Origin of the sequence: Rhizobium sp. 3T7 (assembly GCF_020166565.1) — a bacterium.
GTDB lineage: Bacteria > Pseudomonadota > Alphaproteobacteria > Rhizobiales > Rhizobiaceae > Rhizobium.
This window is the reverse complement of record NZ_JAIQXS010000001.1, coordinates 64,256-77,457: the sequence shown is the minus strand read 5'-3', so window position 1 is coordinate 77,457 and position 13,202 is coordinate 64,256. Positions and strand designations below refer to the sequence as shown.

Genomic DNA, 13,202 nt, shown 5'->3' with positions numbered 1-13,202 from the left:
ACATTCATTCAGACTCAATAAGACACCAACATGGCCGATCCGTCGTCACCGAACTTGGGTTCCACACCGAGAATTGGCGCTGCGCGGGCAATGATGTTCTTCACCATCGGCGCTGCAGTATACGCGGCGATGTTCTGGCCCTTCTCACCATTGTGCGGCTCATCACAGAATGTCAGCACGACATACTTCGGGTCATCGATCGGAAATGCCGCCAGGAACGCGTTGAAGTTGAGGTTCGTCGCATAGCGGCCGTTGACCACCTTGTCGGCCGTCCCGGTCTTGCCACCGACGTTGAAGCCGGGAACGTCCGCATTGCGGCCAGACCCCTTGATGCCGTTCAGCTTGAAGAGATAGCGCACATCGTCGCTGGTGCTCTTCTTGACGACCGCTTCAGCAACTTCGTCTGCCTGTTCGCGGTTGCGCGGAAGGAAGGTCGGCTCGATGAGCTTGCCGCCATTGACGAGTGCAGCGCCGGCAACCGCCGTCTGCAGCGGCGTGGTCGAGACCCCGTGGCCGAAGGAAATCGTAATCGAGTTGATTTTCTTCCAAACCTTCGGTTGGCTCGGCATTTTCACTTCTGGCAACTCGGTCTGCATCTTGGTCAAGAGGCCGAGCTTCGTCAGGTAGTCTTTCTGAGCATCCATGCCGACGATGTCGATGATGCGGGCGGTACCGACGTTCGAGGAATACTGGAAGACTTCAGGCAGCGTCAGCCAACGGCGTTGGCCGTGGAAGTCGTGAATGGTGAAGCCGCCGATGCGGATCGGCTGCGTCGCATCGAAGCTGTCGTTGAGACTGACCTTGCCCGTGTCGAGTGCCATGGCGAGGGAGAAGGTCTTGAAGGTCGACCCCATCTCGAACGTGCCGTTCGACATGCGGTTGAGCCAGCCCTCCTTGGCGCCTTCCAGCGGATTGTTGGGATCGAAATCCGGCGCCGATGCCATCCCAAGCACCTCACCGGTATGAATATCGAGGATCACGGCGCCGGCGCCCTTTGCCTCGTAGTTCTTAACTGCGTTGACGACGACGTCACGCACGATGTTCTGGACGCGGACGTCAATCGACAGGCGGACCGGCTCAAGCGGCTGGTCGCTTGTCATCCCGACTGAAGCAAGGTCGGCAAGACCCTGATCGTCAATGTATTTCTCCATGCCGGCAACGCCGCGGTTATCGATGTTGACGTAACCGAGGATGTGCGCTGCGGTTGGGCCACCCGGATAGAAGCGACGCTTCTCCGGCCGGAAGCCGATGCCGGGAATGCCGAGCGCGAGGATCTGGCTCTGTTGCTTCGGCGTCAACTGGCGACGGAGCCAGGCAAAGTGGGAGGTGCGGTTCGCGAGCTTCTTATAGGTACCCTTCATGTCAAGGTCGGGCAGAACCGTGGCAAGCTTCTCGACCGCCTCGTCGGCATCGACGACCTTATTCGGTTCGGCAAACAGCGAGACAGTGCGGATATCGGTCGCAAGCACTTCGCCGTTTCTATCCAGAATATCAGGGCGCGACGCCATCAGGCGATCCGGCGGCAGAATGCTGGACACGACCTCCGGGTCGCGGATGGCGTATTCAACGAGACGCCCGCCGATCACGCAATAGACCCCGAGGAAACCGACGATCAGGAGACCGACACGGCTCTTGGCCTGCCCTGCCCTCTTCTTTCGCGATCCCTCGATCGGCGTTTTGGCGCCGAAGCGGTTGTGTGTGCCTGCCGAAAAATGTGCCTGGCTCTTCAAGACCATGATGCGTGAAAGAAAGGACATCGCTACTCCACCGATCCGGTTGCCATCAGGTCTTCTTCTTCGGGTTGCGGCGCCACTGCCTTAGGCTTTGCCTTGGCAGAACCAGCCTTCGCTTCGGTAACGTCGGGAACAGGAACCTGCGACTTCAACATCGGCAGCTCCCTGGCATGAACCAGCGACGTTGAAGCCGTTGGCTGCAACTGAAGCTCGCCATTGTAGTTGTTGACGAGACGCTCGAGTCTGTTCGGCTGGGAGAGCAAAGCCCAATCGGCCTTTAATAGATCGATCGTGTCCTTCTCAAGCTTGATCTCCGCTTCGAGGCGGTGAACCTCCTCAAGCTTGAGCTCGGCATGGTGCTTGATCGTGTAGGTGACAGCCGCCGCTGCTGTCATGACACCGACCAGGATAAGGTCCAAGGTTCTCAGCATATCAGGCTCCGAGCTTTCCGAGACTCGCCAGATTCGGCAATCCGAAGATGGAAACATCTGCCGCTTCGGCAGGTGCTGCAGTGCGCAGCCCCGCCCGTAGCTTGGCCGAGCGCGCCCGCGGGTTTGCTTGCGCCTCCGCTTCGGTCGCAGCAACCATTGGCTTACCGATCCGCTCGAAGGTCGCCGCACGCTCGTGCGCAACGGGCAGATGACGAGAGCCCGAAGCCTTGCCGGCGCGATCGGAGAAAAACGTCTTGACGATCCGGTCTTCAAGCGAATGAAAGGTGACGACAACGAGGCGTCCACCGGGCTTCAGGACACGCTCCGCGGCAAACAGCGCCTGTGCCAGTTCGCCGAGCTCATCGTTGACGAAAATACGCAGCGCCTGAAAGACGCGCGTCGCCGGATGAATCTTGTCCTTCATCTTGCGCGGCGTGACGAGCTCGATCAGCCCGGCCAGATCACGCGTGGTCTCGAAGGGCTTTTCAGCCCGCCGCTTTTCAATCGCATGGGCGATGCGCGGCGACTGGCTTTCCTCTCCGAGAAAATGAAAGATGCGGATCAGGTCGGCCACCTTGGCGCGATTAACCACGTCAGCCGCGGAAACGCCTAGAGCCGACATGCGCATATCCAGAGGACCAGTCTTCTGAAACGAGAAGCCACGCTCGGCCTCATCGATCTGCATCGACGAGACGCCGATGTCGAGCACGACCCCGTCGAGCCCGTCGTGGGGAGCACACTCGGCCAATTGAGAAAATTGAGAATGAACGAGCTTCAAACGACCCTGGCTGCTTGCCACAAGGGCCTGGCCGGCTTCGATAGCGGTCGGGTCCCGATCGAGGGCGATCACGTTTGCACCTGCACCCAGAATGGCAGACGTGTAGCCGCCCGCACCGAATGTGCCATCCAGAATGAGCTTGCCAGGGGAAGGATCGAGCGCCGCAAGCACTTCGTTGAGAAGAACCGGAATGTGGCGAACCGGTCCGCCACCGGCATCAGTTGAATCTCCGCCAGGATTCGCCGCCATTCCGTTCCCTCGTATTGTCAGGAACGCCTGCCCGCCAGCCGACGCCCTCCTCGTGCCTGCATCTGGGCAGCCTGAAATGCCTGCGGCTGCCACAGCTGAAAGTGATCCGCCCGACCGACGAAGGTCACTTCGTCCGAGATGCCGGTGAAGTCGCGGATGAAATCCGTGACCATCAGCCGACCTTCCGCATCGAGCTTCATGAAGATACCGCCCCCGTGGATGAGAAGCGACATCTCGTTCGCGTCCGGCGAAAACGGATCTTCCGCAGAAATCTGACGCTCGAACCTCTCCAGGAGGTCCGGACCGCCGACACTGATCGCCGGAAACACAAAGTCCTGGAAGCAATAGAGCTCCTGAACATTGCGCTGCGCCAGCACGGATCGAAACGCCGCCGGCACGGAAACCCTGCCTTTGGAATCGATTCTGTTGGTCGCATTTGAAAGGAAGCGGCCCATGACACGAAACATCCGTTCCCGAAAGAGCCCGGACTGAACTCACAAGCCCGGAACCCCGAAATTCAGGCACAGCTTCGCGAGCCAAACGGGCACGACCCCATCCGGCGCCTCCATCGAGGAAGACACCTTGGCTTTGCGATTGAGGGGCACCTACCTGCCCTTGCGCAGTGCATAGATGGGATAACATGGGACCATATGGGCGTCAATGGGAAACGCCCGTCTCACGATGAGCGCAGTATCGAAAATTTATAAGCTGTTAAGTTTAACAAAGGGTTAGGATTGCCCTTGCCGATGCCAAGCGGGCGTGTTGCGAGCGCGCCCTCGAAGGCGGCACATGTCTCAAATCGGCACAGCCAGATATGCGATTTCAAACAGAGGCTTAAGACTTCCGCTTCAAGAGTGGGAGGCGCCGAGCGCCCCCATGAAGAGGTAGACGACGGCTATTTCCTTCGAAGTAAGGGATCAAGCCGTTCGGATATTGCCATGTGCAAAATAATAAAGAGGCGGAGAATTGAATTAGTTCTGCGCTGCCGCATATTCCTGAAAGCTAAATAAGTAACAGTGGAGTAACGCCATGACAAACTTCACACTAAAGGGGCTTCTGTACGGGCGCTTTGAGCCGGAAAAGCGTATTCCGCTCTCGCAGTCGGGCATGACAACCGACATCCAGTGCGATTCCTGCGGGAAGATATTCAAGCGCTGGTCCATTCTTGCGCGCAGCAGCACCACCTGCGACGAATGTCTGGCGAAGGCGCCGACCGCCCACTGACGGCAATGCCGGAACCCTCATTTCGCCAAGGAAATTCGCCAGTTGGCCTGTAAGCCGGGTTCTGTATGGCCCCGGCCGAAGCCGGAACGCGGCAGCCATTCCTCTGGGACAACGTTCGCACGCTGCCTCACGCAACCCACCCGGATGACTGACCTGGAAACCGGCCGGAAGGCTTTCGCCTCCCACGTCATCCCTATTCGGTCTTGCTCCCGGTGGGGTTTACCTTGCCATCGCCGTTACCGGAAATGCGGTGGGCTCTTACCCCACCCTTTCACCCTTACCTGCTGTGCAGGCGGTTTGCTTTCTGTGGCACTTTCCCTGAGGTCGCCCTCGCCGGACGTTATCCGGCACCGTGTTTCCGTGGAGCCCGGACTTTCCTCACCCTACCGCCTTTCGGCATTGGTAAAGCGCGGCTGCCCGGCCAACTGGCACGGTTCCCTTAGCGGAGACTTGGCGCGAATTCCACTGAAATGTCCGCAACTAGGAAACAATACCACGACAATTGCCTGACGCGCCGCTGAAATGCGCTTGCCTACCGGAAGACGGGCGTCAACTCCTGGCCGAAGTCCTCGGCACCGAGCCAGCCCTGCGTCATGACGAGCGCACCCAGCCGGCCAAGTTCGTCCGATGACTTAGCCGCGACGAAATTGCCGCCGGAAAGGACGGCGATGCGCGGCGAATCCGTGTATCCCACATAAGGATACGCTGTTGCCGTGAAGGTCGCCACGCAAGGCGCCGAGGTTGTCGGACACTCGGCCAGCGCCGGCATCAGTTGAAGGGCCGTGGAGACCAGAAGATCGCGCTCCACCAGATCGCCGTCCGAGCGAAACCAGGCTCCGACGTCCTCCAGCGTGTCGAATGAGCGTGCTTCCAGATCACCGCCGAGCTTGAGATAGGTCTTGCCGTCGGGATAGCGCACCGGCGGGAGGATATAGACATGGTCCTCGTCACGGTCACCAAAGACGATCGTCGAAGGCATTTCGGAGAAGATCGTCATTTCCCGGTCACCAAGCTCGAAGAAGGCGACAGTGCGCGCCGCAAGGCGAACTTCGGTGGCAGCCGGCAGAAGATCGTTGAAATTGCTAAACCCGCCGGCGGCGACCAGCACACGTTCGGCGGTGTAGTGCATGCCATCCGCATGGACCTCTACGAACGTGCCCTCATCGCGAACCGTGGCAACGGTTCCATCGATGACCGTCACACCCGCCTGCCCGGCAAGCTTGGCCTGAGCCCGAACCAAAGCGCGCGGATTGATATGGCCGGCACGCCGCGCTTCGAAATAGCCGTTGAACGAAGGATTGAGGTCAAACTGAGGAAAGCGCTCTTGCAGCGCCGCAGACGTCAACATTTCAACGTCGAGATCAAGCGCCTCGCTTACCTGCAGCGCCCGCCCAAGGAATCCCTGGCCCGGTCGGGCGGGCGGTCCGGCAAACAGACAACCCACTTCCGAGAAAAAGGAAATGCCGCTTTTCGCTTCGATTTCCCTATAGCGATCGAGCGAGCGCGCCGCCAGCGTCGCCCAAACCATATTGTCGTCGAAGGACCGCGTGATGCGGGCCTCGTCGTAATGACTGGCAAAAACGCCATGATGGCTCTTGCGCTCGGCTGGCTCACTGGGACCGATGAGCGCAACGCCCTCGATCATCCCGGAAAGATGGCGGGCTGCAGCCGCGCCCATCATTCCGCTTCCGACGATGATCACCTTGAAATCAACTGCCACGTGTCACCTCATTTCACACGTCAGATAACCCAGGTGTCATGTTGGTTCACATCGTTAAGTGCCTGACCGAAGTGATTCTCGACCAAGCAGTTCAGATGATCAATCGAGCATCGCCAGGACTTTGCCGCAATAAGCCTTCGAGACTGGGTTCATGCGGGTTGCGCCGTGGCCGGCATTGTACTTCAGGATCGTATCGCAGGTTTCGCCACCGCCGAGCTCATGCGCTGCAGCCAGGTATTTCATGCCAAATTTGATGTTCGTCTCCGGATCGAACAATCCTTTACTCGTCCCCGAATAACCCATCATCCTTGCAGTCGCCGGCTTGATTTGCATCAGACCTATTTCACCCGCGCTACCGCGTGCATTCGGATTGAAATTGCTCTCTACGCGCACGACCGCATGAGCAAGCTCTACGGGCACATCGTACTGGTTTGCATATTTGACAATGAGAGCGGAATACTGGTTGGTGGTGAAGTCCGGCATCGCATAACCGCTCGTCCGGTCAACAGTCTTCAAAGGAACTGTCTGAGATCTTGCACCCCATTCGCCCGCAAATGCGCAATTGATACCCATCAACAGTGCGCTCGCGCACACTGCAGCAGAAATAATCTTCTTCATGCAGTCTAATTTCTCCGACCCAAAGAATTTCCGGATCGAAATTCTAATAACAATCCGGCCATATGCTGCAGATATATATAAGATATTCTGCAGCAATTCTTTTTGTTTCAATTGACAACCGCCTGAAACCCCAAATCAAACCAGGCGGCACCGTTCGACGATGGCGTTAGACCATCGCAATGAGGAGATAATAGGGAAATCATGTGGCGGCGCAGCAGACACCCGAATTCTTCGGAGTCGGAGCCGCTTAAAAGTACTACTTATGAGGAGTAACGCGGAAGCGACGCCAGCAGACGGTGTAGCGTGTCTATCGTCGAATAATCCGCAATTCCGTCGATCCGCGCAGGCCGAAAATGGCGTTGGAAGGCCTCCACATCGCCCGCCGTCTTATCGGAGAATTCGCCTGTGATTTCCGTCGCATAACCGTAAAGTGAGAGCATCGACTGCAAGGCCTCGACCGGCTGGCCGCGGTCTCCGCGTTGGAAAAATCTTCCACCTGCGATCGGAGCAGGCTCGACCCAGTGCCCGACACCGGCTCTGTGGAGGTCTTTCCAGGGAAATTTTTCCCCCGGATCAACCTTCCTAATCGGTGCGACATCGGAGTGCCCAAGCACCCGTTCGGGGGCGATGGACCAACGTTGGCCGCAATCGCGACACAATTCAATGACTGCCTGAATTTGTTCTTGCGGATACTCGGGAAGACCGCCGGGGTGCCCCGCATTGGCGATCTCGATCCCGATCGACACAGAGTTGATATCGGTCTCGCCCTGCCAGTAACTTTTGCCGGCGTGCCAGGCGCGGCGCTCCTCAGGCACGAGCTGAAGAACCGCTCCGTCTTCACCTACGAAGTAGTGACTCGAGACCTGGCTCTCCTCACGACAGAGCCACTCCAACGCGCCATCCGGCGTTGGCATGCCCGTATAGTGCAGAAGGATCATATCAGGCTTGCGCCCGCCCGCACGCTCCCCGTGATTGGGCGACCGACGAACAAGGGCTTTCCGGTAGTCGGCCTCAAACGAGGTCATGCTGCACGGCGTTCCTTTTCGATCGCCTCGTAGGCTGCATTCAAAGCAGCCATCCGCTCATTGGCAATGGCATGGAACTCGGCTGGTACGCCACGCGAAATCAGCCGATCCGGATGATGCTCGCTGACAAGGCCATGATAGCGGCGGCGAATCGTCGTGAAGTCATCGGAGGGCGACACGCCGAGCACCTTGTATGGGTCGCGCCCCATGGAGACATGGCGCGCTGCGATCCGTTCGAAGTGCTCTTCATTCATATGGAAGATCTCGCCGACGTGCCGCAGGAAGGCCAACTCCTTCTCGTGGATGAGCCCGTCCGCCTTGGCGATGTGGAAGAGACCGTCCAGCACCTCTTCCAGCACCGGGCAATTGGCTGCGCAAGTCACGCACAAAGATGAAAGGCGCTCTGCATAGGCCTCATAGCCGGCAACGTCCTGACGCGCCAGATTATAGAGGCGTGCAACATTCTTCGCCTGCTCGGGCGGGAATTCGAAGATCTCACGGAAGGCATCGACCTCCCTCTCGCTGACGATTCCATCCGCCTTGGCCATCTTCGCCGACAGAGCAATGATCGCGACCGAGAAGGCGACCTTGCGGCGCGTCTCGGGATCACCCTCGAAAACTGTCCGGATAGCCTCGACCACCGCAGAAAGGACGTTGCCCGCGGTGTTGCCAATGGCATTCAGCAGTTTTTCCCAGAAGGACATAAAAGTCTCTCGCAGTGCAAATAGGAAATACACCTTGACCAAATAATGCCTGCCTTTGCAAGGCGGCGATTGGTCGTAGGATGGAATAGACTTTTCACAATTCGTTCATGGTCGCAGCCCGACGTGGGTCCCAATTGCTGCCGGTGAGTGACGATCGCGCTTTCCACAGCCCTTCTGAAGCGCCATCTCGAGCTTGAAACGATTATATCACCGGTTCCGCCTGTCTTCGCCGTTTGGGCCCTGATTTTCACAATAACTACACTTTACATGCCCCTTTCCCTGTCGCATCCATGCGTTAGGTAAGCAGCACGCAACTGCGCTGATATGAGACATTGGAGGGATCATGGCCAAACAGAAAGTCGCAATGCTCACGGCTGGAGGCCTGGCACCCTGTCTGTCGTCGGCGGTCGGCGGACTTATCGAACGCTATAGCGACGTGGCGCCGGACATCGAGCTTGTCGCTTATCGCTCCGGATACCAAGGAGTGCTCCTCGGCGATAGCATAAAGATCACCGCTGACATGCGGGAGAAGGCACCGCTTCTGCATCGCTACGGCGGCTCACCGATCGGCAACAGCCGCGTCAAGCTCACCAACGCAGCCGATTGCGTGAAGCGTGGCCTGGTCAAGGAAGGTCAAAATCCACTGCGCGTGGCGGCCGAGCGCCTCGCCAATGATGGGGTCACGATCCTTCATACGATCGGCGGCGACGATACGAACACCACGGCTGCCGATCTGGCGGCATATCTGGCCGCCAATGGCTACAATCTGACGGTCGTTGGCCTGCCCAAGACGGTCGACAATGACGTCGTTCCGATCCGCCAGTCGCTCGGCGCGTGGACGGCCGCGGAAATTGGCGCGCAGTTCTTCGACAACGTCAGCAACGAACAGACGGCAGCACCGCGCACCCTGATCATCCATGAAGTCATGGGACGCCACTGCGGCTGGCTGACGGCAGCAACTGCCCGGGCCTATCTGCAGCGGACGAAGAATTACGAATATGTCGATGGCTTGATGACGAACGCCAAGATGAAGAGCATCGATGCGGTTTATCTCCCTGAAATGGCGTTCGACCTCGATGCGGAAGCCGCACGACTGAAAGAAATCATCGACCGCACGGGCCACGCGACGGTATTCGTTTCGGAGGGCGCTTGCCTTGACGCCATCGTCGCGGAACGCGAGGCCGCCGGCGAGACCATCAAGCGCGACGCTTTCGGCCACGTGAAGATTGATACGATCAATGTCGGCGGCTGGTTCCAGAAGCAGTTCGCAGGCCTCATCAATGCCGAGCGCTCGCTCGTGCAGAAGTCGGGCTACTTTGCGCGTTCGGCGCCTGCCAACAGCGATGACCTCCGTCTCATTCAGAGCATGACCGACCTTGCCGTCGAAAGCGCCCTCAACAAGGTATCCGGTGTTACCGGTCACGACGAAGCGCAGAACGGCAAGTTGCGGACAATCGAGTTCCCGCGAATCAAGGGCGGCAAGGCTTTTGATATCTCCACCAAGTGGTTCGGCGAAGTCATGGACACAATAGGGCAGAAATACCGGACGGCCTGATTGACTGAGGGTTGATATGGTGTCTTTGCTTTTACCCTAGGGAATAGGAGGAGATTCCATGTCGCTCGAAGCCTGGTTCGCTTTTGCCGCTGCGTCTGCAATCATGCTGGCCATCCCGGGCCCGACGATTCTCCTCGTCGTTTCCTATGCCCTCGGTCATGGACGTAAGACGGCGCTTGCAACGGTAACCGGCGTTGCACTCGGCGACTTCACCGCGATGACCGCATCGCTATTCGGATTGGGGGCTGTACTCGCGGCCTCCGCAACCCTGTTCACGGTACTGAAGTGGCTCGGCGGCGCCTATCTGATCTGGCTCGGAATAAAACTCTGGCGTGCACCCGTGATTTCCGAGCCCATGGCAGACAATGACAACCTGCCCGAAAAGAAATCGCTCAAGGTTTTCCTCCACGCCTATGTCGTAACGGCCCTCAACCCGAAGAGCATCGTATTCTTCGTCGCGTTCGTTCCGCAGTTCCTCAATCCGGCCCTGCCGTTCTTTGGCCAGATGCTCATCATGGAAGCCACCTTCCTGGTGCTCGCGACCATCAATGCCTCTATCTATGCGCTGGCCGCAAACGCGGCGCGCGGCCTTATCCGCAAGGCAAGCGTTCAGCGCGCAGTCAACCGTACCGGCGGCACCTTGCTCATTGCTGCAGGCGCCGTAACCGCTGGCTATCGGCGCATCGCCGCGTAAATATTTTCGGCGGGTTGCAGCAAAACAACGAATACGTTAATTGCGGAATCCGGGCTTAAGGTTTTTGGTAACTTCTAAACGCTGCCGGGGCGGCGCAATCACGAAAGTGAGAGTATGGTAGCGATCGGTTTTTCCGGCCTGAAACGCAGTCTCATCGTCTCGACGATGCTCTGCGGCGTTGTTGCCGGATGCACGAGCGTCGAATACACGTCGCAGGCAGAATTGACCGCAGCCCAGACCGTTGTTCCGACGCCGAAGCCGGGCGAAGACGCTACGCTTGCAGCCGTGCCGGCCGGCGAAGGAGCGCCCCAGACGGCGATCATCACCACCGCCGATCCGACAGCAACTGCCCTGGCAGCACCGGCCATGCCGGCAACCGATCCCTCTCAGCTGAGCGGCCAGATCCAGTCGGCCACAGCAACGGGTTATGCGGAGATCCCGCTCACGCCCGAGATGACGGCTATCCAGTCCGTTGTACCGACACCGCGACCGGGCACCCATTCTGCGTCGACGCAGCTCGCCTTCGCTGCGACGCCTCAGGCTGGCACTGGTGCGATTGCCGCGCTTTCCGCAATAGATACCATGCCGCATCCGATGATGGACTACGGCTTCGACACCTCAGGTCCATCCGACCCGCCGACCGCTCCACCCATGTTCAGCGACAGCGACGACGATGGTGCACCGACGGTCGAGAAAAGCGCGATCACCAAGATTATCGACAAGTACTCGAAGCTTTACGAGGTGCCCGCATCCCTGCTTCACCGCGTCGTGCATCGGGAAAGCCGTTACAATTCGAAGGCCTATAACAAGCGTGGCTACTTCGGCCTCATGCAGATCAAGTACAACACGGCCAAGTCGATGGGCTACGACGGCGAACCCGCCGGCCTGTTTGACGCCGATACCAACATCAAATACGCCGCCAAATACCTTCGCGGCGCCTGGCTCGTCTCCGACAGCAGCGAAGACGATGCGATCCGCCTTTATGCCCGTGGCTACTACTATGATGCCAAGCGCAAGGGCATGAACAACATCGCCCACGGCAACTACTGATCACTGCCGGGCAGCGCCGCTAGAATCTCCTTTACCAGGACCTGCGGCTTATAGCGGAGCCAGCTCGGCGTCAGCCCGAGCCTGACGACGACAAGCTTCGCGGATGGCACGATCGCAATACTCTGTCCGTCGTGCCCCTCCAACCAGAAGGTGTCATCGGGAAGACCGGCAATGGTGCTGCTGTCACCTCCCGGCGCGGCAAGCCAGGCCTGCGCCTGCGTATATTTGCCACCCGAGGCCACAGTCGGCGTCCGCATGGCCGCCATGAACTGTTCCGGCAACAGCCTTTGTCCATTCCAGACGCCGTCTTGAAGAAGAAACTGCCCGAAACGGGCCCAGTCCCGCGCAGTGGCGTAGAGATAGGAGCTGCCGGCAAAGGTGCCGCGCGCGTCAACCTCCAGAACGGCACTCGACATGCCGATCGGGTCAAACAGCGCCATCTTGGGATAGGCAAGCGCCGCCTGCATGTTGCCGATCCGATCCATCCATATCTTCGAGATCAAAACCGATGTGCCGCTCGAATAGTTAAAGCGCTCGCCCGGGCTCGCCTCCAAGGGGAGGCTCGCCGGCAGCGCCGTCATATCTGCATCGAGATAGAGCATGCGTGTGACATCGGCGACCGTGCCATAATTCTCGTTGAAGGCCAGGCCGCTCTCCATGCCCAAGAGATCGCTGAGCTTGATTGCCGAATGATCACCGCCCTGCCACTGCGGCAGGAGGGCGGCGTCATCAAACCCGATCTTGTTGTCCAACATCAGCCGTCCGACAATCGCCGCATTGACGGTCTTCGTCATCGACCACCCCGTCAGCGGCGTCGTCGAACTGAAGCCGTCACCGTAGCGCTCGGCAATGATACGGCCGTTGCGAACGACGACAACCGCGCGCGCTGCAGGACCGGTCAAGTCGCTGTTTGAGAGCAGTGCGTCGACACGGCTGTCATTGACCGTCGCGACGGCATTGCCCTGCGGCCATATCGCATCATTTTGCGGCTCTAAAGCGACCGGACGATCGGGCACTGCGCTCGCGGCCGCTTCAAAATCCCCGTCCGGCACGCTGCTGCAGCCGAGTGCGCCGCGATAAATTGCATAGCCCGGTGCGAAGACCCCGAGGATGCGCGCTGTAACCCGCTTCCCCTGCCTGTCGACAACCACACGCACAAGCCGCAGCAACGGATTTCCGGGCGCCTGAACGTCCTCATAGAGCACCTGTTCAGGATCCCGCCCTGCGAGGAAGACGTTCGAGCAAACGATCTTGGCCGCATAGCCGTCGCCCACCCGCAGCAATTCAGGTGGGCTGACATAGAGCCAAGCCGCGCCCATAGCGACGATCGCGACCATGAGAAGGGCAAGTGACTTCACGACACGCAGCACAAATCGCATGTACGGTCCTCCGTGACTGTAAGAGAAGCAGGAAAGCCGGCG

General features: G+C 58.9%; 13 protein-coding genes and 1 other RNA gene. 4 read left to right on the top strand and 10 right to left on the bottom strand.

Translation table 11 applies throughout. The features are described 5' to 3' along the window. Positions 1-14 precede the first annotated feature (14 nt). Genes K9B32_RS00380 through mraZ form a run of 4 tightly spaced genes read right to left on the bottom strand, consistent with a single transcriptional unit; the run spans position 15 to position 3,646 of the window. Complete coding sequence (locus K9B32_RS00380; protein WP_224559961.1) at positions 15-1,757, bottom strand: peptidoglycan D,D-transpeptidase FtsI family protein; 1,743 nt, start codon at positions 1,755-1,757, stop codon at positions 15-17. A gap of 2 nt (positions 1,758-1,759) precedes the next feature. Then, positions 1,760-2,164 (bottom strand): hypothetical protein, encoded by a 405-nt coding sequence (locus K9B32_RS00375; protein ID WP_224559960.1) that lies wholly within the window; start codon positions 2,162-2,164, stop codon positions 1,760-1,762. A gap of 1 nt (position 2,165) precedes the next feature. Continuing rightward, entirely contained in the window at positions 2,166-3,191 is a 1,026-nt protein-coding gene (gene rsmH / locus K9B32_RS00370) for a 16S rRNA (cytosine(1402)-N(4))-methyltransferase RsmH (RefSeq protein WP_224559959.1), read from the bottom strand. Positions 3,192-3,208: 17 nt separating this feature from the next. Further along, entirely contained in the window at positions 3,209-3,646 is a 438-nt protein-coding gene (gene mraZ, locus K9B32_RS00365; protein ID WP_224559958.1) for a division/cell wall cluster transcriptional repressor MraZ, read from the bottom strand. 574 nt (positions 3,647-4,220) lie between these two features. Here mraZ and K9B32_RS00360 point away from each other — a divergent pair. Continuing rightward, the gene (locus K9B32_RS00360) at positions 4,221-4,415 is read left to right on the top strand and encodes a hypothetical protein (RefSeq protein WP_018858314.1); all 195 of its coding nucleotides are present in this window, start codon (positions 4,221-4,223) and stop codon (positions 4,413-4,415) included. 34 nt (positions 4,416-4,449) lie between these two features. On the opposite strand, the gene rnpB is transcribed toward K9B32_RS00360, so the two are convergent. From rnpB to K9B32_RS00335, 5 genes are all read right to left on the bottom strand, one after another. Continuing rightward, an RNA gene (rnpB, locus tag K9B32_RS00355) (RNase P RNA component class A) lies at positions 4,450-4,844 on the bottom strand. Between the two features lie 103 nt (positions 4,845-4,947). After that, positions 4,948-6,135 (bottom strand): NAD(P)/FAD-dependent oxidoreductase, encoded by a 1,188-nt coding sequence (locus K9B32_RS00350; protein WP_224559957.1) that lies wholly within the window; start codon positions 6,133-6,135, stop codon positions 4,948-4,950. Between the two features lie 99 nt (positions 6,136-6,234). Further along, positions 6,235-6,753: a lytic transglycosylase domain-containing protein gene (locus tag K9B32_RS00345; RefSeq protein ID WP_224560346.1), complete on the bottom strand. Its 519-nt coding sequence runs from the start codon at positions 6,751-6,753 to the stop codon at positions 6,235-6,237. A gap of 260 nt (positions 6,754-7,013) precedes the next feature. Then, positions 7,014-7,778, bottom strand: coding sequence for an N-acetylmuramoyl-L-alanine amidase (locus K9B32_RS00340; protein ID WP_224559956.1), 765 nt, complete (start codon positions 7,776-7,778; stop codon positions 7,014-7,016). Continuing rightward, complete coding sequence (locus K9B32_RS00335) at positions 7,775-8,482, bottom strand: J domain-containing protein (protein WP_224559955.1); 708 nt, start codon at positions 8,480-8,482, stop codon at positions 7,775-7,777. Before K9B32_RS00335 ends, K9B32_RS00340 begins: the two co-directional genes overlap by 4 nt. Positions 8,483-8,825: 343 nt before the next feature. Between K9B32_RS00335 and K9B32_RS00330 the strand changes: the two genes are divergently transcribed. From K9B32_RS00330 to K9B32_RS00320, 3 genes are all read left to right on the top strand, one after another. Next, positions 8,826-10,037 carry a pyrophosphate--fructose-6-phosphate 1-phosphotransferase gene (locus K9B32_RS00330; protein WP_224559954.1) on the top strand — a complete coding sequence of 404 codons (1,212 nt, stop codon included), beginning with the start codon at positions 8,826-8,828 and terminating at the stop codon, positions 10,035-10,037. A gap of 58 nt (positions 10,038-10,095) precedes the next feature. Then, on the top strand, positions 10,096-10,731 hold the full coding sequence (locus K9B32_RS00325) for a LysE family translocator (RefSeq protein WP_224559953.1): 636 nt from the start codon (positions 10,096-10,098) through the stop codon (positions 10,729-10,731). Positions 10,732-10,845: 114 nt separating this feature from the next. Next, positions 10,846-11,781: a lytic transglycosylase domain-containing protein gene (locus tag K9B32_RS00320; RefSeq protein ID WP_224559952.1), complete on the top strand. Its 936-nt coding sequence runs from the start codon at positions 10,846-10,848 to the stop codon at positions 11,779-11,781. Here the strand turns inward: K9B32_RS00320 and K9B32_RS00315 are convergent. Beyond that, positions 11,775-13,160, bottom strand: coding sequence for a serine hydrolase domain-containing protein (locus K9B32_RS00315; protein WP_224559951.1), 1,386 nt, complete (start codon positions 13,158-13,160; stop codon positions 11,775-11,777). The two genes, K9B32_RS00320 and K9B32_RS00315, sit on opposite strands and share 7 nt — an antisense overlap. Positions 13,161-13,202: the final 42 nt, after the last annotated feature.

Coding starts and splice junctions, on each gene's coding strand:
- K9B32_RS00380 (WP_224559961.1), bottom strand. CDS start 1,757: ATGTCCTTTCTTTCACGCATCATGGTCTTGAAGAGCCAGGCACATTTT.
- K9B32_RS00375 (WP_224559960.1), bottom strand. CDS start 2,164: ATGCTGAGAACCTTGGACCTTATCCTGGTCGGTGTCATGACAGCAGCG.
- rsmH (WP_224559959.1), bottom strand. CDS start 3,191: ATGGCGGCGAATCCTGGCGGAGATTCAACTGATGCCGGTGGCGGACCG.
- mraZ (WP_224559958.1), bottom strand. CDS start 3,646: ATGGGCCGCTTCCTTTCAAATGCGACCAACAGAATCGATTCCAAAGGC.
- K9B32_RS00360 (WP_018858314.1), top strand. CDS start 4,221: ATGACAAACTTCACACTAAAGGGGCTTCTGTACGGGCGCTTTGAGCCG.
- K9B32_RS00345 (WP_224560346.1), bottom strand. CDS start 6,753: ATGAAGAAGATTATTTCTGCTGCAGTGTGCGCGAGCGCACTGTTGATG.
- K9B32_RS00340 (WP_224559956.1), bottom strand. CDS start 7,778: ATGACCTCGTTTGAGGCCGACTACCGGAAAGCCCTTGTTCGTCGGTCG.
- K9B32_RS00335 (WP_224559955.1), bottom strand. CDS start 8,482: ATGTCCTTCTGGGAAAAACTGCTGAATGCCATTGGCAACACCGCGGGC.
- K9B32_RS00330 (WP_224559954.1), top strand. CDS start 8,826: ATGGCCAAACAGAAAGTCGCAATGCTCACGGCTGGAGGCCTGGCACCC.
- K9B32_RS00325 (WP_224559953.1), top strand. CDS start 10,096: ATGTCGCTCGAAGCCTGGTTCGCTTTTGCCGCTGCGTCTGCAATCATG.
- K9B32_RS00320 (WP_224559952.1), top strand. CDS start 10,846: ATGGTAGCGATCGGTTTTTCCGGCCTGAAACGCAGTCTCATCGTCTCG.
- K9B32_RS00315 (WP_224559951.1), bottom strand. CDS start 13,160: ATGCGATTTGTGCTGCGTGTCGTGAAGTCACTTGCCCTTCTCATGGTC.